Annotated in this window: 25 protein-coding genes; 14 read left to right on the top strand and 11 right to left on the bottom strand. The window is 68.0% G+C overall.

What is annotated here, in order from left to right; translation table 11 throughout:
* Positions 1–187 precede the first annotated feature (187 nt).
* A complete protein-coding gene (locus AC1VNM_RS23000) occupies positions 188–484 on the top strand; it encodes a type II toxin-antitoxin system MqsR family toxin (protein ID WP_483108430.1) in 297 nt (98 codons plus the stop codon).
* 1 nt (position 485) lies between these two features.
* A complete protein-coding gene (locus tag AC1VNM_RS23005; protein ID WP_377158614.1) occupies positions 486–884 on the top strand; it encodes a type II TA system antitoxin MqsA family protein in 399 nt (132 codons plus the stop codon).
* Here the strand turns inward: AC1VNM_RS23005 and AC1VNM_RS23010 are convergent.
* From AC1VNM_RS23010 to alr, 5 genes are all read right to left on the bottom strand, one after another.
* Positions 874–1707: a PEP-CTERM sorting domain-containing protein gene (locus tag AC1VNM_RS23010; protein ID WP_483108431.1), complete on the bottom strand. Its 834-nt coding sequence runs from the start codon at positions 1705–1707 to the stop codon at positions 874–876. The genes AC1VNM_RS23005 and AC1VNM_RS23010 overlap by 11 nt on opposite strands.
* A 73-nt stretch (positions 1708–1780) precedes the next feature.
* Positions 1781–2650, bottom strand: coding sequence for a PEPxxWA-CTERM sorting domain-containing protein (locus AC1VNM_RS23015; protein ID WP_483108432.1), 870 nt, complete (start codon positions 2648–2650; stop codon positions 1781–1783).
* Between the two features lie 92 nt (positions 2651–2742).
* Entirely contained in the window at positions 2743–3510 is a 768-nt protein-coding gene (locus AC1VNM_RS23020) for a hypothetical protein (RefSeq protein ID WP_483108433.1), read from the bottom strand.
* Between the two features lie 36 nt (positions 3511–3546).
* Positions 3547–3954, bottom strand: a complete 408-nt coding sequence (arfB, locus tag AC1VNM_RS23025) for an alternative ribosome rescue aminoacyl-tRNA hydrolase ArfB (protein WP_377158606.1) — start codon at positions 3952–3954, stop codon at positions 3547–3549.
* A gap of 31 nt (positions 3955–3985) precedes the next feature.
* Positions 3986–5089: an alanine racemase gene (alr, locus tag AC1VNM_RS23030; protein WP_483108434.1), complete on the bottom strand. Its 1104-nt coding sequence runs from the start codon at positions 5087–5089 to the stop codon at positions 3986–3988.
* A gap of 219 nt (positions 5090–5308) precedes the next feature.
* Here alr and lplT point away from each other — a divergent pair, with 219 nt between their 5' ends.
* Complete coding sequence (gene lplT, locus AC1VNM_RS23035) at positions 5309–6586, top strand: lysophospholipid transporter LplT (RefSeq protein ID WP_483108435.1); 1278 nt, start codon at positions 5309–5311, stop codon at positions 6584–6586.
* A 145-nt stretch (positions 6587–6731) separates the two neighbouring features.
* On the opposite strand, the gene AC1VNM_RS23040 is transcribed toward lplT, so the two are convergent.
* Positions 6732–7673 (bottom strand): hypothetical protein, encoded by a 942-nt coding sequence (locus AC1VNM_RS23040; RefSeq protein ID WP_483108436.1) that lies wholly within the window; start codon positions 7671–7673, stop codon positions 6732–6734.
* A 230-nt stretch (positions 7674–7903) separates the two neighbouring features.
* Between AC1VNM_RS23040 and AC1VNM_RS23045 the strand changes: the two genes are divergently transcribed.
* The 3 genes from AC1VNM_RS23045 to AC1VNM_RS23055 are packed head-to-tail and all read left to right on the top strand — an operon-like array spanning position 7904 to position 10504.
* A complete protein-coding gene (locus tag AC1VNM_RS23045; RefSeq protein WP_483108437.1) occupies positions 7904–8764 on the top strand; it encodes a DMT family transporter in 861 nt (286 codons plus the stop codon).
* A 60-nt stretch (positions 8765–8824) separates the two neighbouring features.
* Positions 8825–9322 carry a glutathione peroxidase gene (locus tag AC1VNM_RS23050; protein WP_377158597.1) on the top strand — a complete coding sequence of 166 codons (498 nt, stop codon included), beginning with the start codon at positions 8825–8827 and terminating at the stop codon, positions 9320–9322.
* Between the two features lie 42 nt (positions 9323–9364).
* Positions 9365–10504, top strand: a complete 1140-nt coding sequence (locus AC1VNM_RS23055) for a DUF2332 domain-containing protein (RefSeq protein WP_483108438.1) — start codon at positions 9365–9367, stop codon at positions 10502–10504.
* 22 nt (positions 10505–10526) lie between these two features.
* Here the strand turns inward: AC1VNM_RS23055 and AC1VNM_RS23060 are convergent, their stop codons facing one another.
* Positions 10527–10805: a putative quinol monooxygenase gene (locus AC1VNM_RS23060; protein ID WP_483108439.1), complete on the bottom strand. Its 279-nt coding sequence runs from the start codon at positions 10803–10805 to the stop codon at positions 10527–10529.
* Between the two features lie 212 nt (positions 10806–11017).
* Between AC1VNM_RS23060 and AC1VNM_RS23065 the strand changes: the two genes are divergently transcribed.
* Positions 11018–12325: a glutamate carboxypeptidase gene (locus tag AC1VNM_RS23065; protein WP_483108440.1), complete on the top strand. Its 1308-nt coding sequence runs from the start codon at positions 11018–11020 to the stop codon at positions 12323–12325.
* 136 nt (positions 12326–12461) lie between these two features.
* Here AC1VNM_RS23065 and AC1VNM_RS23070 read toward each other — a convergent pair whose 3' ends face one another.
* Positions 12462–12863 carry a PaaI family thioesterase gene (locus AC1VNM_RS23070; RefSeq protein ID WP_377158592.1) on the bottom strand — a complete coding sequence of 134 codons (402 nt, stop codon included), beginning with the start codon at positions 12861–12863 and terminating at the stop codon, positions 12462–12464.
* A gap of 149 nt (positions 12864–13012) precedes the next feature.
* Here AC1VNM_RS23070 and AC1VNM_RS23075 point away from each other — a divergent pair, with 149 nt between their 5' ends.
* The 5 genes from AC1VNM_RS23075 (at position 13013) to AC1VNM_RS23095 (ending at position 19176) form a co-directional block, all read left to right on the top strand.
* Positions 13013–14206, top strand: a complete 1194-nt coding sequence (locus AC1VNM_RS23075; RefSeq protein WP_377158590.1) for an amino acid aminotransferase — start codon at positions 13013–13015, stop codon at positions 14204–14206.
* A 128-nt stretch (positions 14207–14334) separates the two neighbouring features.
* Positions 14335–15648 carry a pentatricopeptide repeat-containing protein gene (locus AC1VNM_RS23080; protein ID WP_483108441.1) on the top strand — a complete coding sequence of 438 codons (1314 nt, stop codon included), beginning with the start codon at positions 14335–14337 and terminating at the stop codon, positions 15646–15648.
* On the top strand, positions 15645–16952 hold the full coding sequence (locus AC1VNM_RS23085) for a D-amino acid dehydrogenase (RefSeq protein WP_483109319.1): 1308 nt from the start codon (positions 15645–15647) through the stop codon (positions 16950–16952). The genes AC1VNM_RS23080 and AC1VNM_RS23085 overlap by 4 nt, the downstream gene beginning before the upstream one ends.
* Positions 16953–16961: 9 nt before the next feature.
* Positions 16962–18218 (top strand): serine hydrolase, encoded by a 1257-nt coding sequence (locus tag AC1VNM_RS23090; RefSeq protein WP_483108442.1) that lies wholly within the window; start codon positions 16962–16964, stop codon positions 18216–18218.
* Positions 18219–18267: 49 nt separating this feature from the next.
* Positions 18268–19176 (top strand): S66 peptidase family protein, encoded by a 909-nt coding sequence (locus AC1VNM_RS23095; protein WP_483108443.1) that lies wholly within the window; start codon positions 18268–18270, stop codon positions 19174–19176.
* Here the strand turns inward: AC1VNM_RS23095 and AC1VNM_RS23100 are convergent.
* Together AC1VNM_RS23100 and AC1VNM_RS23105 are read right to left on the bottom strand one after the other, a co-directional pair.
* Positions 19166–19645 (bottom strand): hypothetical protein, encoded by a 480-nt coding sequence (locus tag AC1VNM_RS23100; RefSeq protein WP_483108444.1) that lies wholly within the window; start codon positions 19643–19645, stop codon positions 19166–19168. The genes AC1VNM_RS23095 and AC1VNM_RS23100 overlap by 11 nt on opposite strands.
* Positions 19635–19964: a hypothetical protein gene (locus AC1VNM_RS23105; protein WP_377158576.1), complete on the bottom strand. Its 330-nt coding sequence runs from the start codon at positions 19962–19964 to the stop codon at positions 19635–19637. The genes AC1VNM_RS23100 and AC1VNM_RS23105 overlap by 11 nt, the downstream gene beginning before the upstream one ends.
* A gap of 166 nt (positions 19965–20130) precedes the next feature.
* Between AC1VNM_RS23105 and AC1VNM_RS23110 the strand changes: the two genes are divergently transcribed.
* A complete protein-coding gene (locus AC1VNM_RS23110; RefSeq protein WP_483108445.1) occupies positions 20131–20535 on the top strand; it encodes a type II toxin-antitoxin system RelE/ParE family toxin in 405 nt (134 codons plus the stop codon).
* Complete coding sequence (locus AC1VNM_RS23115) at positions 20507–20923, top strand: helix-turn-helix domain-containing protein (RefSeq protein ID WP_483108446.1); 417 nt, start codon at positions 20507–20509, stop codon at positions 20921–20923. The genes AC1VNM_RS23110 and AC1VNM_RS23115 overlap by 29 nt, the downstream gene beginning before the upstream one ends.
* On the opposite strand, the gene AC1VNM_RS23120 is transcribed toward AC1VNM_RS23115, so the two are convergent.
* Positions 20924–23785 carry a TonB-dependent receptor domain-containing protein gene (locus tag AC1VNM_RS23120; RefSeq protein ID WP_483108447.1) on the bottom strand — a complete coding sequence of 954 codons (2862 nt, stop codon included), beginning with the start codon at positions 23783–23785 and terminating at the stop codon, positions 20924–20926.
* Positions 23786–23832: the final 47 nt, after the last annotated feature.

Consider the following 23832-nt stretch of genomic DNA (forward strand, 5'->3'; position numbering starts at 1 on the left):
CTCGTTCGGTTCGAAATTCTTCCTGATTTCTTCCTGATGCCTCGCTGATGGCTTCCCGCTGAAGCGGGAAGCGGGGCCAGGTCTTGCGCAATCGCAAGGTCTCGCGCCTCATTCGATCACACGCTTCGCCCTCGATGACGGAGCGCCAATGCGGATTTCCGTCACTAACCAACTAGGTTAATATTCGATGGAAATGCACAAGGCGCATTACCCGCTGGCCACGGTCAAGCAACTGGTGTCACAAGGGCGCATTCGAGCAACGCTCTCGGCGTCCCTCGGAGCTGAGGCCCTGGGCTTCGACGAGGAACAGATGTCCGACGTGGTGCTGGCGCTGGGCCGGGGTGACTTCTACAAGAGCATGACCACGTATCACGATCATCGCGAGTGGCAAGACGTCTACCGGCCTACGACGCTTCGAGGTCGGGTCTACCTGAAGTTGAGCGTGGCCGAGGAAGTTGTGCTCGTCTCATTCAAGGAGTTGTGAAATGAAATGTCCGGCTTGCGGATTCGCGAAGACGGTACGCGACACCCGAGATATTGAGCATGTCTACAAGGGCATGTCCACGATCATTCCCGCGGTTACCGGAGACTTCTGCCCATCTTGCGATGAGGTGACGATGGACATGGACGAGTCTGGGCGCGTCATGCGCGCGGTGAGCGCATTCTCGAAGCAGGTGAATGCGTCGCAGGTCGATCCGTCTTTCATCTCGGAGGTCCGAAAGAGGCTCGCGCTGGATCAGCGCGAAGCCGGAGAAATCTTCGGCGGTGGCGTGAACGCCTTCTCCCGCTACGAGACCGGCAAGACTCAGCCGCCGCTGGCGTTGATCAAGCTGCTGAGGCTGCTCGACCGCCACCCGGATCTGCTGGAAGAGATCAGGGCTTGATCGTCTCGGCAACGCGCCGCCGAAGCGCGGCAAAGCCGATCGCCGCGACGCCAGCCAGCATGAGCGCGTAGGTCGCGGGCTCCGGCACGGCCGACGCGGTCTCGGTGATCGACACGATACGGCCGAAGCCCGTCAAGGAAGTGCCACCTGTGACGCCGCCCGCGCGCGCATAGGAGTTGGACAGCGTGACCCTCAGACAGCCGGCGCAACCACCCTGTCGCTGCATCAGGTCGAGGAAGTAGTCGTTCGTCGTTAGGTCGTCGAAGTTGGCGACCGTCGCTGCGAAGCTCTGGTTCTGACTGGGGCCGATGGTCCACTGGTTCTGCGAGAACGACCCGTCCGCGTTCGACCAGATCGACGCGTTGGTCAGTGAAAAGGACTCGTCGCCCCGGAAAGCCTCGCCCGTGTCCGACCACACGCCCACGGATCGGCGGCGAAGGGCCAGGGTGTAGACGTCCAGCTGCGCATTCGTCCGATCCACGGGATCGAACACGTTGACCGGGATTGCCGGGATCTGGGAGTCGCTCAGTGTGTGGCTCTGGAAGTTGGCGAATCGCTGCGACGCCGACATCGAATCGTAGGTCCGCCCGGAGCTGTCCGTGAACCGGGAGGAGCCGGAGGAGAAGGGCAGGCGGCCCGGCGAGACGCCGTATTCGAACGAGAAGGTCTGGGAGAACGCGATCGGCGTGCTCAACGACGTGCTGTTGCTCGAGCAGCTCCAATCCGCGGGCGCACAGTCGATGCTCTGGCTCTGCGAGGTGTAGAACCCCTCGAAGGTCACGGTGACCGTCGCCATCGCGACCGGGCTCAGCATCGCGCCCACGAGGGCGACCATCCAGCGCTTCGTCATTGTTTCGTTCTCCCTCGGACTGTCGTGAATCGTTGCGACCCGGCGCTCAGACGGCCTTGCGACGCCGCGCGGCAAAGCCGACCACTGCCACGCCGGCAAGCATCAGCGCGTAGGTCGCCGGTTCCGGCACCGCTGAGGCGCCGAGCTGTCGCACGCTGAAGGCGCCGATCGAGCCGTGGAACAGGTAATCGCTGATGGTGCCGCCGCCCGCCACCGTCGCCGAGACGATCAGCGTCTGCGTGCAGCCCTGGCACCAGAAGTCCTGGTTCATGCGCGCGATGAAATCGCTCACCGACATCGCCTCGGACAGGTTCTGCTGGGTCACCGCGAACGGCATCGCCTGCATGAACTGGAACATCAGGCTCACGTTCTGCCCGCTCGCGGTCGTCCAGCCGACGCTCTCGTTGGCGCCCCACAGGTCCGCCCGGGACTCTCCGCCGGCCGCATCGAGGTAGGTGCTGATGTCCCGGATGTGGAAGGTGCTGACGTAGCTGCCGTCGATGGCAGCCGGCGCCGTGAGTTGTGCGTGCGCCAGGACACCGGCCGGAATCAGCGCCCCGGAGACCGGCTCGCTGCTCGTCAGGCTGCCCATCGCCTGGTCGCCCAGCTCGTAGCGCATGGGGCGGCCGTACCAGTCGACGGAAGGCTCGAAGACGCCCGTGCCGACGGCGGTGCTCATCCCCGGGCCGCCCACCTCGAACACGAAGGAGCGGGTGAAGGTGATCGGCGCCACCGGCGACAGATCCTGCCGCGATGCGCAGACGATCCTTTCCCAGTCCTGGCAGCCGACGGTGGACTGCATCCGCGTCAGCGTGCCGGTGAACGTGGCTTCGAAGCGCTCCGCGCGCGCCGGTGAAGCGGCCATGCTCGTGACGGCCGCCAGGGCGAGCGTCAGCCCGCCGATCTTCTTGTTCATGGAGTTCCTTCCCTCTCGGGCGGGATTTTCTCCATGTCAGCTTTGCAAAGCGTCGGCAGGCCCCCTCGAATGGAGGGGGCAGCAACGCCCGCTTACTTCACCCAGCCGATCTCCACCGCCGTCGCCGGACCGATGACCGTCTCGCCCAGGCCCGATGGGATCCGCTGCTCGCCCTCACGTACCGGGATGCGGCCGGCCATCAGCTCGGCCGCCGTCTGCGGATATCGGGGCTCCTGGCGTGGTTCCGCAAAGCCCTCGGGGAACACCGGCGCCAGCGTCGACGGGTCGTATTTGTCGGTCGCGCCGAAGGTGTGCAGCGCCTCGTGCGCGATGACGACCTCGTTCTGCGCCTGCTGTCCCTTCGACGCGAACAGGTGCACCAGTCCGAGCCGGCCCTTCTCCAGTCCGATCGAATGCGGCAGCGCGCCGGCGAAGTCCGGCGGGTGGTACATCAGGAAGAGCTTCACGTCCGGCACCGGCGAGCTCGGCGGCGTCTGGCGCCAGGCCCACCAGCGCATCCGCAGGCTCCACGAGATCGCCGACAGCGGCCCCGCGTCGCGCGGTACCGCGGGCGGCGCGACACGCACACGGCTGCCCAGCACGATCCGCACCGGCTCGGACAAGGACACGCCGTACCGGGCCGCCTCCCGCTGGAAGTAGGGCGCCAGTCCCGCGAAGGCTGCGGCGTCCAGTCGCTCCAGATAGAGGTCCGTCACGGCGTCGCCCGACGCGTTGATCGGATACAGCGTCACGACCTGCGGCCGCTTCCAGGACTGGGCCTGCCAGCGGCCGACCAGCGTGGTGACCGCCACCGTCAACAGGATCCCGAGCAGGATCAGGATCCGCAATGCCTTGAACATGTCCTCTCCCTCATCGATCTTGCGGTCCCGGCCGGCTCAGTCGCCGCGGACCTTGCCGCGCCCGGCCTTGATGTCGCCGCGCTGGCTCTTGGCCTCCAGGCGGCGCTTCTGCGAGCCGTAGGTCGGCTTCGTCGCCCGACGCGTCTTCGGCGTGTGCGCCACGCTCTGCGCCAGCGCGACCAGGCGCGCGATCGCATCGGCACGGTTCTGCTCCTGGCTGCGCGATTCCTGGGCCTTGATCACCACGACGCCCTCGGCCGTGATCCGCTGATCGCTGAGCGCCAGCAGGCGTTCCTTGATCAGCGCCGGCAGCGTGGAGCGCCGGATGTCGAAGCGCAGGTGCACCGCGCTGCTGACCTTGTTGACGTTCTGGCCGCCGGGACCGCTGGCCCGGATCGCGGAGATCTCGAGCTCCCAGTCGGCCGGCGTCCAGTCCAGGTGCATGACGCCGACGGAGCCGGACGATCGCCGGGCCTCAGCCCAGCGTCTCGACGTGCACCGGCACGCGCCGGGTCACCGCGCACATCAGCTCGTAGCCGATCGTGCCGGCCGCGCGGGCCACCTCGTCGATCGGCAGCACCGAGCCGTGGGGACCCTGGCCCCACAGCGTGACCTCGCTGCCGATGCCTTCGTTGGGAAGATCGCTCAGGTCGACCGCCAGCATGTCCATCGACACGCGACCGATCGTCGCGCTGCGCCGGCCGCCGACCAGCACCGGCGTGCCGTGCACGGCGTGACGCGGATAACCGTCCGCATAGCCGCAGGCGACCGTGCCGATGCGCATCGCGCGTTGCGCCACGAAGCTGCTGCCGTAACCGACGCTGTCGCCTTCCTTCAGGTGCTGCACCGCCAGCACCTTGGCCCGCAGCGTCATCGTGGGCTTCAGGTCCCAGTGGGCGATGTCGTGCTCCGGAAAGTCCGGCGCGCTGCCGTAGGTCATGATCCCCGAGCGCACCCAGTCGGCCCGCACCGCCGGGTCCTGGCTGTGACGCAGGATCGCGGCGCTGTTGCTCAGCGTGCGTGAGCCTGGCAGGTCGGCCGTCGCCTCCTTGAAGACGGCGATCTGGTGCGCGATGCCGCGTGGACCGTCGGCGTCCGAGAAGTGCGTCATCAGCGAGATCTCGTCCACCTGCGGCAGCGCGTTCAGCCGCGTCCAGGCGCCGCGGAACGCGCTCGGCGTGAAGCCCAGCCGGTTCATGCCGCTGTTGAGCTTCAGGAACACGCGGTGCGGCTCATGGGTCTTGTGCATGGCCAGCCAGTCGACCTGCTGCTCGTGGTGCACCGCGTGCCAGAGCTTGAGGCGCGAGCACAGTTCCAGGTCGCGCGATTCGAAGCAGCCTTCCAGCAGCAGGATCGGGCCGCGCCAGCCGAGATCGCGCACGCGCTGGGCCTCGTCCAGGTCCAGCATCGCGAAGCCGTCGGCGCTGCGCAGCGCGTCGAACGCGCGCTCGATGCCGTGGCCGTAGGCGTTGGCCTTCACCACCGCGAACACCTGCGCGTCGGGCGCGCAGGCGCGGGCGCGGGCGATGTTGTGGGCCAGTGCGGGCTGGTGGATGAGGGCTTCGATCGGACGCGGCATGGTCGCCCATTGTGCCGCGCCATGAACGGGTTCACGCTCCCGCGCGGTGCGAGGGGGAGGGCGTCCGGGAGACGGAAAAGCGGTGCTGGATAGCACAGGGACACTGTCCCGTGAAGCGCTGTTACGAAAACGAGCGCATGCTATAAACCCGCCGCAGCGCTGCCTTTCCCCACCCCGTGGACCCAGCGTGTTCACCGCAGTTCCAGGTATGCCGGGTCGATGAAAAAAGGCTTCTACACCATCATGTCAGCGCAGTTCTTCAGCTCGCTGGCTGATAACGCGCTGTTCGTGGCCGCCGTTGAACTGCTCCGCACCAGCGGCGCCGCCGAGTGGCAGCGTGCCGCGCTGGTGCCCATGTTCGCGCTGTTCTACGTGGTGCTCGCACCCTTCGTCGGCGCCTTCGCGGACGCGGTGCCCAAAGGCAAGGTCATGTTCATCTCCAACACCATCAAGGTGCTGGGATGCCTGAGCATGCTGGTGGGGGTGCACCCGCTGATCGCCTATGCGATCGTCGGTCTCGGCGCCGCCGCCTACTCGCCGGCCAAGTACGGCATCCTGACCGAGCTCCTGCCGCCCTCGCAACTGGTGAAGGCCAACGGCTGGATCGAGGGCCTGACCATCGCCTCCATCATCCTGGGCGCCGTCTTCGGCGGCCAACTGATCGGCGATAAGGCGTCGGCGTGGCTGCTGGCCATCGACGTCCCCTTCATCGACACCGGCATCGACACGCCGCCCGAGGCGGCCATCGCCTTCATGGTGGTGCTGTACTTCATCGCCGCGCTCTTCAACCTGCGCATCCCCCGCACGGAGTCCCCGCTGCAGCCGATCGCGCACAACGCGACCGACCTGGTGCGCGAGTTCGCCGCCTGCAATTCGCGGCTCTGGCAGGACAAGCTGGGCCAGATCTCGCTCGGCATGACGACGCTGTTCTGGGGCGTGTCGGGGAACATGCGCTACATCGTCTTCGCCTGGGCCGCGGCGGCGCTGGGCTACGGCACGACGCAGGCGTCGGCGCTGGCCGGCGTGGTGGCGATCGGCACCGCCGTCGGCGCCGTGGTGGCCTCGATGGTCGTGCGGCTGGACAAGGCCACCAGCGTCATCCCGCTGGGCATCGGCATGGGCCTGCTGATGTTGGTGCTGAACTTCATCAACAACCTCTGGCTGGCCATCCCCTTCCTGATCGTGCTGGGCGGGATCGGCGGCTACCTGGTCGTGCCGATGAACGCGCTGCTGCAGCACCGCGGCCACAACCTGATGGGCGCGGGCCGCTCGATCGCCGTGCAGAACTTCAACGAGCAGGCCTGCATCCTGGGCCTGGGCGCGCTGTACACGATGCTGACGCGCTTCGGCACCTCGGCCTTCGGATCGATCACGATCTTCGGCCTGCTGGTGGCGGGGATCATGTGGGTGGTCGGGCGCTGGCACGCGCACAACAAGATCGAGCACGCCGAAGAGCTCAACCGCCTGCTGGCCATCGCGCGCAGCGACAAGCACTGAGCGCGACGCCGGGCGGAGGTTTCCGCTCAAACGACGACGGCCCCTCGCGGGGCCGTCGTCGTTTGTGGCGTTCATTCTTACTCCCTCTCCCGCTTGCGGGAGCGGGCAGGGGTGAGGGCCAGCGGCGGTGGCAGTCCTGAAGCCTTCAGCGCCGCGCGCGCCCGCGCCCGGTCGGCGGCGCCGCGACGACGATGCCGCCGGTGGTCAGCACCTGGTCGATGTGCTCCGACCAGGCGCGGCCGATCTTCAGGCAGCCGCTGTGGTTGAGATGGATCTCGTTGTGCCAGTCGCCGCTGATGCCGCTGGCGCCCGGCGTGGCTGCGGCCAGGGGGACGGCGGTCGAGTCGAACACGAACAGCCCCGGGAACTGCTCCTTGTCCGCCATCAGCGTCTTCAGCAGCAGCGCCAGGTGCATGACCATCAGGCGGCTGACCGCCGCCCAGTCGGCCGCCGGGATCGCGTAGGCCTTGAGCGCTGGATACAGCCACGGGCCGTGGCCGGCGTCTTCCGCGCCGGCCGGGCGCGGCATCGGCACCGCGTAGCAGTGGATGAACACCGGCTTGCCCGCGGACGGCCCCTGGTCGCGCAAGGTCAGCAGGTGGCGCAGGTTGGCCTTCAGGTACTCGGCGTAGGTGGCCCAGCCGGGCTCCGAGAAGTAGCGGCCGACGCCGGCGGACGGCGGCCCCCATTCGGTCTGGTTGCGCAGCAGCCGCAGATGCAGCGGCACTTCCACGCCGTCGATCTGCGTCGGCGTCTGGGCCGCCTGGATCAGGTCGTTGCCGCCGACGGACAGCAGGATGCCGTCCCAGACCGGCGCCTCGGGCGCGGTGAGCAGGCGCACGAAGTCGGGGGAAGACGCCAGTTCAACCACCTTGGACAGGCTTTCGCGCTGTCCGGCGCAATTGATCGCGACGGCGGCCTTGGTCAGCACCAGTTCCTGGAGCAGGTTCGCGTGCGCGCTGAGCTTGGCCTGGGCGGTCGAGAACCAGGAGTCTCCTTGAGCCAGCAGCCGCCAGTGATAAGTCTGCAGGTCGGGCCCGGGCTTGGACTGCAAATCCTCGGGGGCGAAACAGGCCAGGTGATCCAAGAAGCTCTCCCTACTTTGGTGGACGGGTCACACGCGACAGGGTAGGCCGCGTGCATGACAGGCGCACGGCGCCCCGATTGGAGGTCAGGGTCAGTCCTTGCGCCATGCTACAAACCCTGGGCATTGTTGGCCGGTCCGCAGCCCGGATCCAAGCCCCGTCGGGGGGACTGTTGCACAAGCCCCACCTCTTGGGCGTCCCCCCCGTTCCTTCGTCTGTCCCCAGTTCCCGAATGCCGATCCTCGCCCTGATGCTCAACGCCACCATCTGGGGGCTCTCCTGGTGGCCGTTCCGACAGTTCGAGGGGGCCGGCATGCACCCCTTGTGGACGACGGTGATCCTGTACGTCCTGTCGCTGATCGTGGTGCTGTCCAGCCAGCGCGGGGCGATGGCGGAATGGCTGCGCTCCCCCGGCCTGTGGGTGGTGACGCTGGCGGCCGGGATCACCAACACCGCGTTCAACTGGGGGGTGTCGACCGGCGACGTGGTGCGGGTGGTGCTGCTCTTCTACCTGATGCCGCTCTGGGCGGTGCTGCTGGCGCGGCTGGTCCTGGGCGAGCCGTTGACGGCGTCGGCCGGTCTGCGGATCGCCCTGGCGCTGGGCGGCGCGCTGGCGGTGCTGGCGCCGTCGGAGGGCGGCTGGCCGGTGCCGTCCAGCCTGCCGGACGTGCTCGGACTGCTCGGGGGGATGACCTTCGCGTTCAACAACGTGATGCTGCGCCGCGAAGCCGCCCGCAGCTCCGGCGCGCGGGCGCTGGCCATGTTCGCCGGTGGCGTGCTGGTGGCGGGCCTGTCCGCGACGGCCATGGCCGGCCAGGGCCTCGCGCCGTGGCCGTCGCTGCCGGGCGCGGCCTGGTTGCTGCCGCTGGCGGGGATGGCGTTGCTGTTCTTCGTCTCCAACCTGTCGCTGCAATACGGGGCGGCGCGGCTGCCGGCCAACGTGACGGCGGTGGTCATGCTGACGGAGGTGCCGGTGGCGGCGGTCTCGGCGTTGCTGCTGGGCGGCGGCACGCTGGACGGCAAGACCGCGGCGGGCGGCGCCGCGATCCTGGCCGCGGCCATGCTGGCGGCACTGGAACGCCGTCGCGCCTGATCCGTGCCGCCGCGCTAGGATGCACCCCGGTCCAACCGGTCCGCAACGAGGAGGTCCCCCATGAGCGCCAATGGCAAGACTGCGTTCGACTTCGACGCCGTCAGCATCGCCGGTGAACCGGTCGAGCTGTCGCAGTACCGCGGCCGCGTGCTGCTGGTCGTCAACACCGCCAGCGAATGCGGCTTCACGCCGCAGTTCAAGGGCCTCGAGGACCTGTGGCGCGATTTCCAGGCGCGCGGGCTGGTGGTCGTCGGTTTCCCCAGCAATGAATTCGGCGGCCAGGACCCGGGCAGCAACGAGGAGATCTCGTCGTTCTGCCAGCTGAACTACGGCGTGAGCTTCCCGATGATGGCCAAGATCAAGGTCAACGGCGGGGAGGCGCACCCGCTGTGGCAATGGCTCAAGGGCGAGAAGCCCGGCATCCTGGGCACGCAGGCGATCAAGTGGAACTTCACCAAGTTCCTGGTCGGCCGCGACGGCCAGGTGCTGAAGCGGTTCGCCCCGAACGACTCGCCGGACTCGATCCGCGGGGAGATCGAGGCGGCGCTGGCGGACTGAGCCTCACGGCGGGGGCGATCCGCCTTCCACCTCATCGACGACATGCACGACGCCCACCGCGAAGCCTTGGAGCGCATCGCCCACCACTTCACCCGGTTTGCCGAGACCGACGGCGCGGACGACGCGCTGTACCAGGCGCTCGCCGCGGTCATCGCGGCGGATCCGGAGCTCATGGCCCTGCTGCTCGAGGCGCCGCAGACGCAACGCAAGCCGGTGCTGCTGCTGGCCGCGCTGCACGACCGGATCCTCGCGGGCGCGCCGCACCCGCTGGCCGCGTACTACGCGAGCGTCGGCGGCACGCGGCGTCCAGACGGCGACCTGGGACAGCTGCTCCGGGACTTCGTCCATCGGGAGGATGCCGCGCTGCGTGCGCTGATCCGCTCGCGCACGACGCAGACCAACGAGACCGGCCGCTGCGCCGTGCTGCGGCCCGCGTTGCAGACGCTCGCCACGCGGCTGGGCGGCACCGACGACCAGCCGGTCGAGCTGGCGTTGTTCGAATTCGGCTGCAGCGCAGGCTTGATCCTCGGCGTCGATCGCTACGCTTACGACGATGGGGTCCAGGCGACGCCCGGCGAGCGCGCCGATGCGCCGTTGATCCGCAGCGCCTGGCGGGGTGAGCGCCCCGCCGCGCTGCTCGGTGCGTCACGCTGGCGGGCCAGCCGCCGCATGGGCGTCGACCTGCATCCCATCGATCCCGCCGACGACGCGGCGGCCCGGTGGCTCCGCGCGTGTCTTTGGCCGGGCGATGCCGCGCGTCGCGAGCGCCTCGACCGCGCCCTCTCCGATGCACGACGGCATCCGTTGCCGCTGGTGCAATCGGAGGATGGGCTCTCGGTCCTGGAGCGCTGGCTCGATGAGCTGCCCGCCGGCGTCACGCCGGTGATCTTCAACGTCTGGGTGTTGGCCTACTTCGACGCCGCGGCGTTCAAGACGCATGTCGATCGCATCGGTCGGCTGGTGCGCGAGCGCGGTCTGGCCTGGATCAGCGGCGAAGTGGGCAAGCTCGCGCCGCTCCGGTCGCCCCCGGACTGCCCGGCCGGGGAATCGCCCGGCAGCGGCACGCTGTGGACGCTGCAATGGCGCGACGGCGGGGAGGTTCGCACCGAGCCGCTCGCCTGGTCGCATCCGCACGGACGGTGGATCGAATGGCTGGACGCCGAGGGTGTCCGCTCGGCTTGAGCGACTCCCCGTCGCTCCGACCTCAAGCCACGGCCGTCAGCTTCACCAGACGCAACGGTGCGCCGAGCAGTTCCCCGGCTTGCCGCTCGAACGCGCGGAAATGCGGCGTGGCGCGGTGGGCCTCCAACGCGGCCTCGTCGTCGAACGCCTCATGCATCTGGAACGTACCGGGCTCGTCGAGCATTTCGAAGAGGCGGTAATCCCGGCAACCCGGTTCCAGCCGTGTCGGCGCCACCAGTCCGGCAAGGGCGGCCCGCAGGTCGTCGCGACGGCCGGGTGCAGCCGTCAGCACCGCGATCATCGTCAGCGGGCGGGGGAAGAGGGGGCCGTCAGGCTCATGGGGCGCTCCAGGGAAGGAAAGCGGCGAATGCTAGGCGCCCCGCGTCCAACGCGACAGCCCCTCGCACACGAAACACTTTCAATCCGGACGCAAGAACGCGACCCCGATAGGATCGGCCCTTCCTTTGCTCCCGAGGGGGCGGTTCCTTCAAGAACGATCTGGAGACTTCGTCAATGCTCGCTACCCTTCCCACCTTGCGCCGCGCAGCACTGGCCCTGGCCGCGATGATCGCCCTCGGCGTCCAGGCGCAGACGGTGCCCGAGCTCAACGCGCTCGCCGCCAAGGAACAGCCCGCGTTGATGAAGACGCTGCAGCAACTGGTCGAGATCGAGTCCGGCAGCTCCGACCGCCAGGGCCTGGACCGCATCGCCGGCGTCATCGCGCAGCGCTTGCGTGAGCTCGGCGGGCAGGTCCAGCTGATCGATCCGGACACGATCATCGCCTCGCCGACCTCGGACGCGGGCGACGGTCCGGCCAAGGTCGGCCAGATCGTGCGGGCGTCGTTCAAGGGCGGCAACGCCAACGGCAAGCGCCTGATGCTGATCGCGCACATGGACACCGTCTACCAGCGCGGCGGTCTGAAGCAGCAACCCTTCCGCATCGACGGCAACCACGCCTACGGGCTGGGCATCGCCGACGACAAGCAGGGCGTCGCCACCATCCTCCATGCGCTGGCGATGCTGAAGTCGGTCGGCTTCAAGGACTACGCCGAGATCACCGTGCTGATCAACGGCGACGAGGAGATCGGATCCCCCGGCTCGAATGCGCTGATCACGAAGCTCGGCGGCGAGCATGACGCGGTGCTGTCCTTCGAAGGCGGCGGCGCCCCGACATCGCCGGACACGGTGCGCCTGGCCACCAGCGGCATCGCCTCGGTGGACCTGAAGGTCAAGGGTCGCTCGTCGCACGCGGGCGCGGCGCCGGAGAAGGGCATCAACGCGCTGACCGAGCTGTCGCATCAGATCCTGCAGACGCGCGACCTGTCCGATCCGAAGCGCGGCCTGCACCTGAACTGGACGATGTCCAAGGCGGGCTCGGTCCGCAACGCGATTCCCGAGCGAGCCGAGGCCCAGGGGGATGCGCGCGCGGACCGCTTCGCCGACTTCGACGGCATGGAAGCCGAGCTGCGCAAGCGCATCCAGAACAAGCTGATCCCGGACGCCGAAGTGACTTTGAGCTTCGTCCGTGGACGCCCGCCACTGCAGCCGAACGACGCGTCGCGCGCGCTGGCCGCCAAGGTCAAGGCATTGGCTGACGAACAGAAGCTGGAGCTCGTCGTGCGCGACCGTTCAACCGGCGGCGGCACCGATGCCGCTTACGCAGCCATGGCGACCAAGGCGGCGGTGATCGAAGGCCTGGGCGTGCGCGGCTACGGCGCGCACAGCAGCGACAGCGAGTACGTCGTCGTCGACGCCATCGCGCCGAAGCTGGTGCTGGTCACGCGCCTGGTGATGGCGATCGGCAGCGGCAAGGCGCTCTGACGCAGTTCTCGGTGGCCCAAAGAAGACCGCAGTCCTCGGTCGTTCGGGGACGGCATGGCGTGGGGTTTCGGACCTTGCGTCCGGGGCCCCATGCCATGGCGGCCAAGCGCGCCACAGGTGGCAGGACCAGGCGTATTCAGCCCTTCGGATACAGGACCATCTGCGTGCAGCGGAACAGCGCGATCGTCTTGCCGTTGTGCGTGACGGTCGCGTCCCAGACCTGGGTGGTGCGGCCCATGTGGACGGCGGTGGCGGTGCACTCGATGACGCCGTCGCGGGCGGTGCCCAGGTGGTTGGACTTGAGTTCGACCGTGGTGAAGTTCTGGGCGCCTTCGGGCAGCGACGAGATGCAGCCGTAGCCGCAGCAGGTGTCGGCCAGCGTGACGACGCTGCCGGCGTGCAGGTAGCCGTTGGGCGCCATGACCTGCTGGGTGACCGGCAGGCGGGCGAAGACGCGGCCTTTCTCGACCTCGACGATTTCGATGCCCATGTGGCCGGGCAGGCAGGCGGCGCCGCGCGCGTTGAAGTCGTTGATCATGTGATTCTGTGGAGCGGGTGGATCAGGTCATGCGAAGCCGGCATTGTCGTCGGCCTGTATCGGCGCATCGGCAGGGGGGCTGTTCCGGTGCGGGCGGGCGTGGCTGGGGATAATGACGCGAGCCGATAGTCCAACGGGGAGTTCCCAGCATGTTCCAGCACGTCGACGCCTACGCGGGCGATCCCATCCTGAGCCTGAACGAGGCTTTCCAGAAGGATCCGCGCACGCAGAAGATCAACCTGTCCATCGGCATCTACTTCGATGACGACGGTCGCATCCCGATGCTGGACTCGGTGCGCCGGGCCGAGCTGGCCGTGGTGGAACAGGCGGGCGCGCGACCCTACCTGCCGATGGAAGGCGCGGCCAACTTCCGCACCGAAGTGCAGAAGCTGCTCTTCGGCGCCGACAGCGAAGCGCTGCAGAGCAAGCGCGTCGCGACGATCCAGGGCGTGGGCTCGTCCGGCGGCCTGAAGGTCGGCGCGGACTTCATCAAGCGCTACTTCCCTGACAGCGCGATCTACCTGAGCGACCCGACCTGGGACAACCACCGCGCCGTCTTCGAGGGCTCCTACATCGAGTGCCGCAGCTACCCGTACTACGACGCCAGGACCGGCGGCCTGCGTTTCGACGCGATGCTGCAGGCGTTGTCGGAGGCGCCGGCCCGCAGCGTCGTGCTGCTGCACGCGTGCTGCCACAACCCGACGGGCGTGGACCTGTCGCAGTCGCAATGGGACGCGCTGATCCCGGTCCTGCAGGAGCGTGAGCTGATCCCCTTCCTGGACCTGGCGTACCAGGGCTATGGCGACGGGCTGGAGCAGGACACCTTCGCGATCCGGGCGCTGACCTCGGCGGGCCTGAGCTTCTTCGTCGCGAACAGTTTCTCCAAGAACATGAGCCTGTACGGCGAGCGTTGCGGCGCGCTGTCGGTCGTGTGTCCGGACGCGGCGCAGGCGGCCAACGTGCTGGGGCAGCTGAAGTTCACGATCCGCCGCAACTATTCGAACCCGCCGATGCACGGCGGCCAGGTCGTGGCCAAGGTGCTGGGCGACCCGCAGCTGCGCGCGCTGTGGGAAGGCGAGGTCGAGGAAATGCGCGAGCGCATCCTGGCGATGCGCAACGCGCTGTTCGAGGTCGTGTCGGCCAAGGTGCCGGGCCGCAACTTCGACTACTTCCTGAAGCAGCGCGGCATGTTCAGCTACACCGGCCTGACGCCGGAGCAGGTGGACCGTCTGCGGGAGGAATTCGGCGTCTACATCCTGCGTTCCGGCCGCATGTGCATCGCGGGCCTGAACACGCGCAACGTCGAAGCGACGGCGAACGCGATGGCGGCCGTCCTGGCATGACCTGACCCGGTCAGTGCCGGATGTTTGGAGGGCAGCCGGGAGGCTGCCCTTTTCGTTTCTCGAACGATCGGGACGAACTTTCTTGGTTTGCAGGCGCACTTCGTGCACCCCTCGTACCAGGATGTCCCATGTATCCCCTTCCGTTGTCCGCAGTCCGTCAAGTTCATCTGGCGGCGGATGTCGATGCCGCCGAGCCTCATGGTGGTTTGTCAAATGAACCGGACGCTTCCTCGTGGCAGGCGGCAGGGCCTCGCAGACAGCGGCCAGTGCCCCATGCCGCCACCTTCGCCGGCGCGGCCGCTTTGCGCAGGCAGCAGGGCTCAGGCCACGGGCGGGCTCACAACGCGGGCATCATCGACGAGTTCCTGGACCGGCGCTGCAATGGGCTTAGCGCGCTGAAACGGACCGTCACGGCGATCCACCAATGCGGCGCCAGGACTGTTGACGCGCTGGCCTGCTTCGAGGAGCTGGACCGGGCGGCTCGTCGGTCGGGCGACGCTCGGGCCAGTCCCAACCGGTTCATCTACAACGCGCTGATCTCGGCGCATGTGAAGGCCATGGACCCGGACGGCGCCGTCCAGTGGTTCGAGAAGATGCTCAAGAAGGGCATCAGGCCGGACGTGGTCACCTACAGCACGCTGATCTCGGCGCATGAAAGGCTCGCCGACCCGAAACGCGCCGCCGATTGGTTCGAGCACATGGTGAACAACGGCGTCGAGCCGAACGCTGTCACGTACAACGCGCTGATCTCGGCGTACGCGAAGGCTGCGGACCCGGAAGGGGCCAGCGACCGGGTCGATCAGATGGTGAGCGACGGCATCGAGCCGGACATCTTCACCTACGGCGCGCTGATCTTGGCGCACGCCAGGCGTGCCGACACGCAAGGTGCCGTCCGATGCTTCGAGCACATGCTGGCGCAAGGCATCCAGCCGAATGCGCGCATCTACAGCACGCTGATCTCCGCGCTGGAGAAGGGTGGCGATCGGCGTCAGGTAAGCAGGCATTTGAGAGACGCCGTCGCGTGCGGGGCCTTCCAACACTGCCTGGGCTACGACAAGGACAGCAACAAGCTGGACTTGCACAGTCGAGCCGTCGAGTCAGGCGCGGAGCACGAACGAAAGGGCGTCTGCACGGAGGTGGCGCGGGCCATCTTCCGTCATCTGTTGAATGAGCAGGTGATCAACCGGCAGACCACCGTTGTCGTGGGAAGTCACGGCGAGGATCTGATCAAGGAGGCGATCCGGCGGTGCATGGTCGATGCCGGATGGACGCCGCACCACCCGATCGACCACCGCACAGGACGTCCCAACGTGGGATGCTGGGTGGGGAGCGACCCAGGCCCCAGGGGGACGGCGAAGTCCGCCACGTCACGGAAGCCGCAGGCATCACCCTTGCGCGCATTCAACAAGGTTATGGGTAGCGGCACCGCTTTCATTGGCTGACGTCGTCACGAGTCCGTAACCTCCCGGACCATTCAAGAATGATTTCGTCCGGGATGAAGCAGCTAGTCGTGATCGGTGGGGGCGTCGTGGGCGTCACCACCGCCTGGGCCCTGGCGGAGGCGGGGCACCGGGTGACGCTCGTGGAGCGCGAGGCCACGCTCGCCACCGGCGCCAGCCGTGCGAACGGCGGGCAGCTCAGCTACCGCTACGTGTCGCCGCTGGCCGATGCCGGTGTGCCGCTGAAGGCGCTGCGCTGGCTGCTCGATCCGGACGGCCCGCTGCGCTTCAAGCCCGACGGCACGACCGCGCAATGGCGCTGGTTGGCCTCGTTCCTTGCGCATTGCCGCGGGCCGGTGAATCAACGCACGACCGAGCGGCTGCTCGAACTGGGCGCCTTCAGCCAGCAATGTTTCGGCGAACTGCAGCGGCACGCGGCGCTCGATGCCATTGCGCTGCGCACGCCGGGCAAGCTGGTCGTGTACCGCAAGGCGGAGGAGTTCGCCCGCGTCGCCGCGCGCACGCCCGCCGGCGGGCCGGAACGGGCGTTGACCCGCGATGAGTGCCTGGCGATCGAGCCCTCGCTCGGCGACGGCGGCGCGCAATGGCTGGCCGGGGGCATCTTCACGTCCGGCGAGGCCGTCGCCGACTGCCATGCACTCAGCGTGCAACTGGGCGAGCGGCTCGCGCGGCATCCGAATTTCCGAGGGCGGGTGAAGGCCAGTGCCACCGGATTCGTCGTCGAGGCCGGCCGCGTCGTCGCGCTGAGGACGGACCAGGGGGATCTGGTCGCGGACGGCGTCGTGCTGGCCGCCGGCCTGCAAAGCGCGGCGTTGGCGGAGCTCGTCGGCGTGCGGCTGCCGCTGTACCCGCTGAAGGGCTACAGCCTGTCCGCGCCAATCAACGGCGTGCATCGACCGCCGACGGTCAGCGTCACGGACTTCGAACGCAAGACGCTCTACGCCCGCATCGGCGACCAACTGCGCGTCGCGGCGATGGTGGACCTGGTCGGCGACGACACCAGCATCGACCCCAAGCGCCTGGCGGCGCTGCAGCGCAACGTGCGCGAGACCTTCCCGAGGGCGGCCGATTACGAGCATGCCGTGCCCTGGGCTGGCCTGCGCCCGGCGACGCCGAGCGGCGCACCCATGCTCGGCGAGACGCCGCTGCGCGGGCTGTGGCTGAATGTCGGCCATGGCGCCCTGGGATTCACCTTCTCGTTCGGCTCGGCCCGCATCGTGGCCGACCTCATCTCCGGCAAGTCCAGCCCGATCGCGCTGGACGGGCTGCAACTCCGCGCCGCCTGAGGAGCCGTGATGACGACGGCCGGCAAGCCCGTCGCGCTGGACGCGGCCTCGCTCGCCGAGGCGCTGCGCGCCGCGGTGCTGGCGCAGGACTTCGGCGCCACGCGCGATCCGCAGGACGAGGGCCGGTCGATCCGGCATTTCCCGAGCATCGACCTCGCCGTGGTCGCGTTCCCGGAACGGGGCGCGCCGGTCGCGGCGAACGTGCTGTTCTCGCGTGAGTTTCCCGAGGGTCTGGTCGCCGATATCGCGGCGGGCGCGGGCGCCGTGCGCAACATCCGGTATCTCGCAGATCAGCGCGATGCCGAGGGCAACTCGATCGCCTGGCGGCCGGCGTCCGACTGGTCCGCGATGGACTGGGTACCGCTGGCCGGCGACGTGGGCGAGGGCGGCGGCCGCGTGGTGGCGCCGTACCCCGCGTCCCTGCTCAAGCTGATGCTGCTGGTGGGCGTGGGCCGTCTGGTCGACCAGGGCCGGGCGGGCTGGTGGCAGCCGCTGACCTACAACGGCCGCGAGCGCGCGGTGTCCGACTGGGCCTACGACATGGTCACGTGGAGCAGCAACGAGGCGACCTCGGCGCTGGTCACTTTGATGCACGCGGCCGGCGCCATCCGCCGCGACGGTGGGCGCGAGGTGCGCAACGAGCTGCACACGCTGTTCGCCTCGCTCGGGCTGACGACGCTGCGCTTCGCCAACACGACGGCGGAGGGCGGTTGGGGGAACGGCTCGGGATCGGGCGTGGGCCAGATCCAGATGACCGCGTGGGACACGGTGCGGCTGCTGTGGTGGTTGGACCCGGTGGCGCCGCGCGCGCCGTGGTTGCGCGCCGATGCGCCGCGGCTCTCGCCCGAGAGCCGCAACCAGGCCATGCATGCGTTGCAGGACCAGGCGCTGCACCAGGTGCTGTCGAGCAGCGCGCTCGGCGGCGTGCCCGGCTGGGTGCCGGGTCTGCCGGCGCGCCTGCCGGGCCGGTGGCTGCTTCCCGACGGCGCGCTGCACGCGGGCGAGGTGTCGTTGCCCGGTGACCTGCGCCGTTTCGCCACGGGGGGCGAGGTCTGGTTCGCCCACAAGACCGGCAACACCGAGAACTACGCGTCCGACGCGGGCATCGTGCGCGGCATCCTGCCGCGGCGCCGGCATTACCTGATCGCGCTGCTGAGCAACCTCGGCTCGCGCTACGCTCCGCACCCCAGCTGCTCCACGACCTGGCGCATCCCGGCGCTCGGCGCCGCGATCGACGCGCGGATGGCGGCGTGGCTGGAATCCTGATTCCGACGATGTTCCTGGCGCGCGCCGCCGATGTTCCTCAACGCTGCTCATGGCTGAAGATACCTTCCTGCTGCCTCCGCTGCCCGAGCGCGCCTGCCTCGGCGTGATCGCGCCCGCCGGACCGCCGCGGGACGGCACGCTCGACCTCGTGGTGCCGCTGATCGAGCGGCTGGGTTTTCGCGCCAAGCTCTTCCCGAGCTGCCATGGACCGGCGTTCCTCGGTCATCTTGCGGCGGACGATGGGCGACGGCTGGCCGACCTGCATGAAGCGCTGGACGACCGCCAGGTCGACGCGGTGATCGGCCTGCGCGGCGGCTACGGCTGCCTGCGCCTGCTCGACCGCATCGATCGCGCGCTGCTGCGTCGATCACCGAAGCCGCTGATCGGCTACAGCGATCTCACCGCGCTGCACGCGCTGCGACAGCAACTGGGTGTCGCCGGCTGGCACGCGCCGATGCCGGCCTCGGACTGGCACAAGGGCGACGCCGGCTGGGCCGATGCCGTCGCGCTGGCCGAGCGGCTGCGCCGCGGGCTTCGTGCAGGTGACGCTATCGGCCCTACGCTCGCGCCCCATCCGCTGAATCGCGGCTCGACGGCGGTGCGCGGCCTGCTGAGCGGCGGCAACCTGGCGGTGCTCGTCGCGCTGATGGGCACGCCGTTCATGCCGGACCTGCGCGGCGCGATCCTGTTCCTCGAGGACATCGGCGAGGACCCGTACAAGATCGATCGCCTGCTGTGCCAGCTGCGTCTGGGCGGCGTGTTCGACGACATCGCCGGTGTGCTGCTCGGCAGCTTCACCGATGCCGACACGCCCGACGAGGTGCTCGCCGACTACTTCGGCGACCTCGGCATCCCGGTCCTCGCCGGCTGGCCGAGCGGCCATACGACGCCCAACCTGCCATTGCCGATCGGCGTGGCGGTGACTTTGGATCCGGTCGAAAGAACGCTCAGGGCTTGAGCGACGGCACGCCCCAGATCACCGTGGCACCAGCGGGCGCCACCACCGAAGTGCGATGAGTTCCTGGCGCGTTTGACGACTCGATCAAGTCGTGTTCCGGCAGCAGCGGGGTGCCCGGTGCGGGGAGATGGTCTCGCAGCATCTGATCGATGCTCACTGCCCAGAGCCCAAACTCGCCCGTCAGCTGACTCTCTCGCAGGAGCCACATCCAGGTGCCGGTCAATGCATCACGGATGCTCAATTGTCCTTGCTCGAGCAGGCGCAGATCACGCCCCGAGATTGGCGCCAGCAGCGTGAAGCGGAAGTGCGCGTCCTCGCCTGCCAGATAGGCCAGCATGATCTGGCGATGACTGTTGCGCGTCAGATAGACGATGGGTTGCTCGGCTTCGTACAGCACGCGTTCTTCGATGAGCGGGATCGGAAGCAATCCATCGGGAAGTTTGGCGGCGAGGTCGAGATCAATGGTCATGGGCGGTCACCTCGAAATCGTTGGCATCCAGCATGTCGTTGAATGGCCACCAGTCCATGTGGCCGCTGGTGTGGGGGCGACTGATCGGGCCGTGCAGGGGCGTCAGCGTCGCCATAGCAATGTGAGCGCCGAGATGGGGTGAGCTCATCTGGCGATGTCGTGCTTCTCGCCAGGACGAGAAGACCGAGAGTGCTTGTCGGCGACACGGATCTGCCTTCGTGGCGATGCCGAGTTCCGCATGCGTGCGGAAGTCGAGACCCGAGGGCGGATTGGTCTTGACGATGCGATAGACCGGTTGACGACGAAGCGTGTCGAGCATCTTGTTCTCGCGCCGATGACAACCACTCCGATTCCGTCAAGAAATTGGAATGCGCGGCGCGGGCGCCACACGACGGGATCTCCCCCATCGGAGGGCCGACTTCAGGACGAATCAGTCCCGGGCATGACCTGTCACTCACTCCTCTCGCAACAGTGCGAGGAGGTCGATGTGGCGCATGCCGTCTATCTGGTCGAAGGCATTCAACGTTGGATGCGCAAGCCGGCCATGCAGAGACGCCGACCTCTGCCGCGCCGTGGCGGAAATGGAACGCGGACTGATCGATGCAAATCTCGGTAGTGGACTCTTCAAGAAGCGGATCGCACGATCCGGGGCCGGCAAGCGCGATGGGTATCGCGTGATCGTGACCCATCGACAAGGCGCTCCGTGGTTCTTCATTGAGGGCTACGCCAAGAACGTCGTCGCAAACATGGATGAGCAGCAGTTGCATAACTGCAGGACCATGAGTGTTTTCCTTTCCGCAATGGACGCAGGCCATCTTGAAACCGCCATCAACTCAGGATTCTTGAAAGAGGTGAACTGTGATGCGCAAGCGCAAGTACGACTCGATTGACCGAATGGTGAAGACCGGACGAGGCATGCACGCTCTCGGGCTGATGAGCGACGAACACATGCAGCGTCTGGGATGGGGCGGCATAGCGCCTCCTGGGGACCTGACGCCCGAGGAGGTCCGCGCCATCCGGGAGGAGGAGGATCTGAACCTCTATGTCTTCGCCAACATGCTCAACACGACGGCGCGTCTGCTGCGCCGCTATGAGCAGGGAATGACCCGACCCACCGGACCCGTCCTCCGACTGCTGCACACGATCCGGGAACAGGGCATGAGGAACGTTTTTCCCCTGAGTTCCCGTGCACTCGGCGGCATCACGAAAAAGCCCGCCGGTCTCCCGGCGGGCTTGGTGTCCGAAGGCCCGCCGCGCGAGGCGGCAGACAGTGCTTGATCAGAAGAACTTGTAGTCCAGGCCCAGCGTGAACGAACGTCCGCGCGGGTCGGCCACACGCGGCTCCCACGAGCTGCCCGAACCGGTGTTCGTGTCGTAGCTGTTCGCGAACGGCGGGTCCTGGTCGAAGATGTTCTTCACGCCCACGGTGACCGTCAGGTTCTTGATGCCGCTGTAGGCCACGCTCGCGTGGTGCAGGTAGTACGGCTTGACCCACGGATCGAAGGCCGGCGCCGACGCGTTGCCGTTGGCCACGCCCGGCGGGACATAGCCGTAGTAGCCGGTGCTGTACTGCTGGCGCAGCGACCAGGCCCAGTCGCCATACGTGTAGGTGATGTACGCGCTGTGCTTCCAGCGGATGCCCAGCTCGCTCGACCGCGTGAACTGGCCGATCTCGCTCGGGCCGAAGGCCACGTTGTCCAGCAGCTTGGAGCGCTTCTTCAGCAGGTAGGTGCCGTCCAGCCCCGCGCTCAGGCGGCCGCCGTTCATCGGCGTGCTGCCGCGCATCGACAGCTCCAGCCCGCGCGTCTGCGTCTCGCCGGTGTTCACCCAACGGGTGTCCACCGTCTGCAGCACGCCGTTGGCGTCGCGCTGGAAGGCCTGCGGGAACAGCTGGTAGTTGTTCAGGATCTGCGTCAGCGTCAGGCTCTGGATCTGGCCGTCACGACGGATGTCCCACAGGTCGACCGAGGCGCTGAAGTCCTTCACCGGCTGCCACACGAAGCCGATGTTGGACATCTTCGACTCTTCCGGCTTCAGGTCCGAGCGACCGCCGAACAGCGTGTTGAAGGTGACCGCCTGGCAGCCCGGTGCGTTGCTGACCACGTTGGTCGGGCAGGTCGACGGGTCCGGCACGCCGGCGCCGGTGTACGGCGACTCGGTCACGCCGTTGAACAGCTGGTTGAAGGTCGGCACGCGGAAGCCGGTGCTGTACGACGCGCGGAACACCAGGCTGTCGATCGGCGCGTAGCGGATCGAGGCCTTCGGGTTGGTCGTGCTGCCGAAGCCGGTGTACTTGTCGTAGCGCACCGAGAGGTTCAGGTCCAGGTTCTTGACGATCGGGATGATGGTCTCGCCGAAGATCGCGCCCACCTTGCGCTTCACGCCGTTCAGCGCGTTCACGTTGTCGAACGGCGCGTTGAAGATCCAGGTGTTGATGTCGTTGGTGTTGACCGTCTGGTTGCCGTCGAAGCGGTACTTCTCGATCCGGTAGTCCACGCCCACCGCGCCCATCACGTCGCCGGCCGGCAGCTTGAACAGCGGGCCGGACGCCGTCGCGTCGTACTCGTCGGTCGTGTACTTGCCGCCGTAGAGCTTGGTGCCTTCCGCCGAGATCGCGTCCAGCGCCGCCAGCGCGGCCGGCGTCTGCGACTGGCCGGCCAGCAGGAAGGGATTGAGCACGCCCGTGTTGATCAGGTTGGCCAGGCCGACCCAGTTCTGGTAGCCGGTGCCCAGCACCGAGTTGCTCTTGCTGAACGCCTGCGACGCGCCGACCTTGTAGTCCCAGTCCTTGAGGAAGGGCAGCGGGCCGTCCATGCTCACCAGGTAGCGGCCGGTGTCGGTGGTGGTCTCGAATTCACGCGAGCCGCACTCCATGCAGCGCCAGCGGAAGGCCAGCGGCTTGCCGGCCTGCGAGGCCAGCGACGGGAAGGCGCCGACCAGCGCGTTCCACACGGTCTGGTAGCTGGCGCCGGACGACGGATAGGCCAGGCTGCGGAACGGGCTCGGCACCGCCGTGCCGTTGGGCAGGCCGATCGTCGCCGTGGCGCTGCCGCTGCTGATCTGGTTGGCGGAGAAGATCTTCTGCGACTCCGACTTGCCCAGCAGCACCTCGCCGGTCAGCGTGTGCTCGCCCAGCTTGAGCATGCCGCGCGTGACCAGGTTGGTGTTCTTCACCGGCTGCTGGATCACCGCCGCCTTGCCCGAGTCCCAGGCGCAACCGAACTGGTTGGCCGGCGACGCGGCGGCGGAGTTCCACAGCTTCTCGGCGTAAGGCGCCATGCCGGGTTGCGAGGCGCAACCCGCGCCGCCCGGCAGGTCCAGGATGTTGGCGCTGGTGAGGGTGGCGCCGTTGTAGACCGGCGGCGTGATCGTGGGCGAGAAGAAGACCGTCGCGAACGGCGTGCCGCGCGTGTCCGGGGACAGGCCGCGCTCGGGCTGGAAGCTGTTGACGAAGTCGCGCTGCGAGCCGTCCAGGCGCTTGTTGTCCGTCATGGACAGCACGGCCATGACGTTGAAGCCGTCCTTGTCGATGTTGCCCACGCCGCCCGTCACCGAGCCGCGGTAGATGTTGCCGCCGCCGTGCTGCGTCACGTCGGTGAAGCCGCTGACGGTCAGGCCGGTGTAGTCCTTGCGCAGGATGAAGTTGATGACGCCGCCGACGGCGTCGGTGCCGTAGGTCGACGAGGCGCCGTCCTTCAGCACCTCGACGCGCTCGATCGCGGCCATCGGGATCTGGTTCAGGTCGACGACGCCGCCGTTGAGGCCGTGCGCCGCGATGCGGCGGCCGTTCAGCAGGATCAGCGTCGCGTTGGCGCCCTGCAGGCGCAGGTTGGCGGAGGTCGCGCCGTTGTTGCCGCGGGACTGGCCCGAGACCACGTCCGCGTTGGAGGCCAGGTTGTCCAGGCCGTTGCCGTTGGACGAGAGCGTGGCGATCAGCTGCTCGGCCGACACGATGCCCTGGCGGTCGAGGTCGCGGCGCGAGATGGTCTGCACCGGCAGCGCGCCCTCGTCCTGGATGCGCTTGATGCTCGAGCCGGTGATCTCCACCCGCTCGATCTTCTGGACTTCCTGCGACCAGGCCGCCGCATGGGCGCCCAGGCCCACCACGACGAGGCAACGGGCGAGTTGATTCAGTTTCACGACCTTCTCCTTGTTAACCGGACCGGCGTCCTGGAACGCCTCCAACG

The sequence above is a fragment of the Mitsuaria sp. MSU3D genome, assembly GCF_056867975.1.

What these genes read in the sequence shown, in the direction of transcription:
- AC1VNM_RS23000 (WP_483108430.1), top strand. Translation starts at nt 188, where the DNA reads ATGGAAATGCACAAGGCGCATTACCCGCTGGCCACGGTCAAGCAACTG.
- AC1VNM_RS23005 (WP_377158614.1), top strand. Translation starts at nt 486, where the DNA reads ATGAAATGTCCGGCTTGCGGATTCGCGAAGACGGTACGCGACACCCGA.
- AC1VNM_RS23015 (WP_483108432.1), bottom strand. Translation starts at nt 2,650, where the DNA reads ATGAACAAGAAGATCGGCGGGCTGACGCTCGCCCTGGCGGCCGTCACG.
- AC1VNM_RS23020 (WP_483108433.1), bottom strand. Translation starts at nt 3,510, where the DNA reads ATGTTCAAGGCATTGCGGATCCTGATCCTGCTCGGGATCCTGTTGACG.
- arfB (WP_377158606.1), bottom strand. Translation starts at nt 3,954, where the DNA reads ATGCACCTGGACTGGACGCCGGCCGACTGGGAGCTCGAGATCTCCGCG.
- alr (WP_483108434.1), bottom strand. Translation starts at nt 5,089, where the DNA reads ATGCCGCGTCCGATCGAAGCCCTCATCCACCAGCCCGCACTGGCCCAC.
- lplT (WP_483108435.1), top strand. Translation starts at nt 5,309, where the DNA reads ATGAAAAAAGGCTTCTACACCATCATGTCAGCGCAGTTCTTCAGCTCG.
- AC1VNM_RS23045 (WP_483108437.1), top strand. Translation starts at nt 7,904, where the DNA reads ATGCCGATCCTCGCCCTGATGCTCAACGCCACCATCTGGGGGCTCTCC.
- AC1VNM_RS23050 (WP_377158597.1), top strand. Translation starts at nt 8,825, where the DNA reads ATGAGCGCCAATGGCAAGACTGCGTTCGACTTCGACGCCGTCAGCATC.
- AC1VNM_RS23055 (WP_483108438.1), top strand. Translation starts at nt 9,365, where the DNA reads ATGCACGACGCCCACCGCGAAGCCTTGGAGCGCATCGCCCACCACTTC.
- AC1VNM_RS23060 (WP_483108439.1), bottom strand. Translation starts at nt 10,805, where the DNA reads ATGATCGCGGTGCTGACGGCTGCACCCGGCCGTCGCGACGACCTGCGG.
- AC1VNM_RS23065 (WP_483108440.1), top strand. Translation starts at nt 11,018, where the DNA reads ATGCTCGCTACCCTTCCCACCTTGCGCCGCGCAGCACTGGCCCTGGCC.
- AC1VNM_RS23070 (WP_377158592.1), bottom strand. Translation starts at nt 12,863, where the DNA reads ATGATCAACGACTTCAACGCGCGCGGCGCCGCCTGCCTGCCCGGCCAC.
- AC1VNM_RS23075 (WP_377158590.1), top strand. Translation starts at nt 13,013, where the DNA reads ATGTTCCAGCACGTCGACGCCTACGCGGGCGATCCCATCCTGAGCCTG.
- AC1VNM_RS23080 (WP_483108441.1), top strand. Translation starts at nt 14,335, where the DNA reads ATGTATCCCCTTCCGTTGTCCGCAGTCCGTCAAGTTCATCTGGCGGCG.
- AC1VNM_RS23090 (WP_483108442.1), top strand. Translation starts at nt 16,962, where the DNA reads ATGACGACGGCCGGCAAGCCCGTCGCGCTGGACGCGGCCTCGCTCGCC.
- AC1VNM_RS23095 (WP_483108443.1), top strand. Translation starts at nt 18,268, where the DNA reads ATGGCTGAAGATACCTTCCTGCTGCCTCCGCTGCCCGAGCGCGCCTGC.
- AC1VNM_RS23100 (WP_483108444.1), bottom strand. Translation starts at nt 19,645, where the DNA reads ATGACCATTGATCTCGACCTCGCCGCCAAACTTCCCGATGGATTGCTT.
- AC1VNM_RS23105 (WP_377158576.1), bottom strand. Translation starts at nt 19,964, where the DNA reads ATGCTCGACACGCTTCGTCGTCAACCGGTCTATCGCATCGTCAAGACC.
- AC1VNM_RS23110 (WP_483108445.1), top strand. Translation starts at nt 20,131, where the DNA reads ATGTGGCGCATGCCGTCTATCTGGTCGAAGGCATTCAACGTTGGATGC.
- AC1VNM_RS23115 (WP_483108446.1), top strand. Translation starts at nt 20,507, where the DNA reads ATGCGCAAGCGCAAGTACGACTCGATTGACCGAATGGTGAAGACCGGA.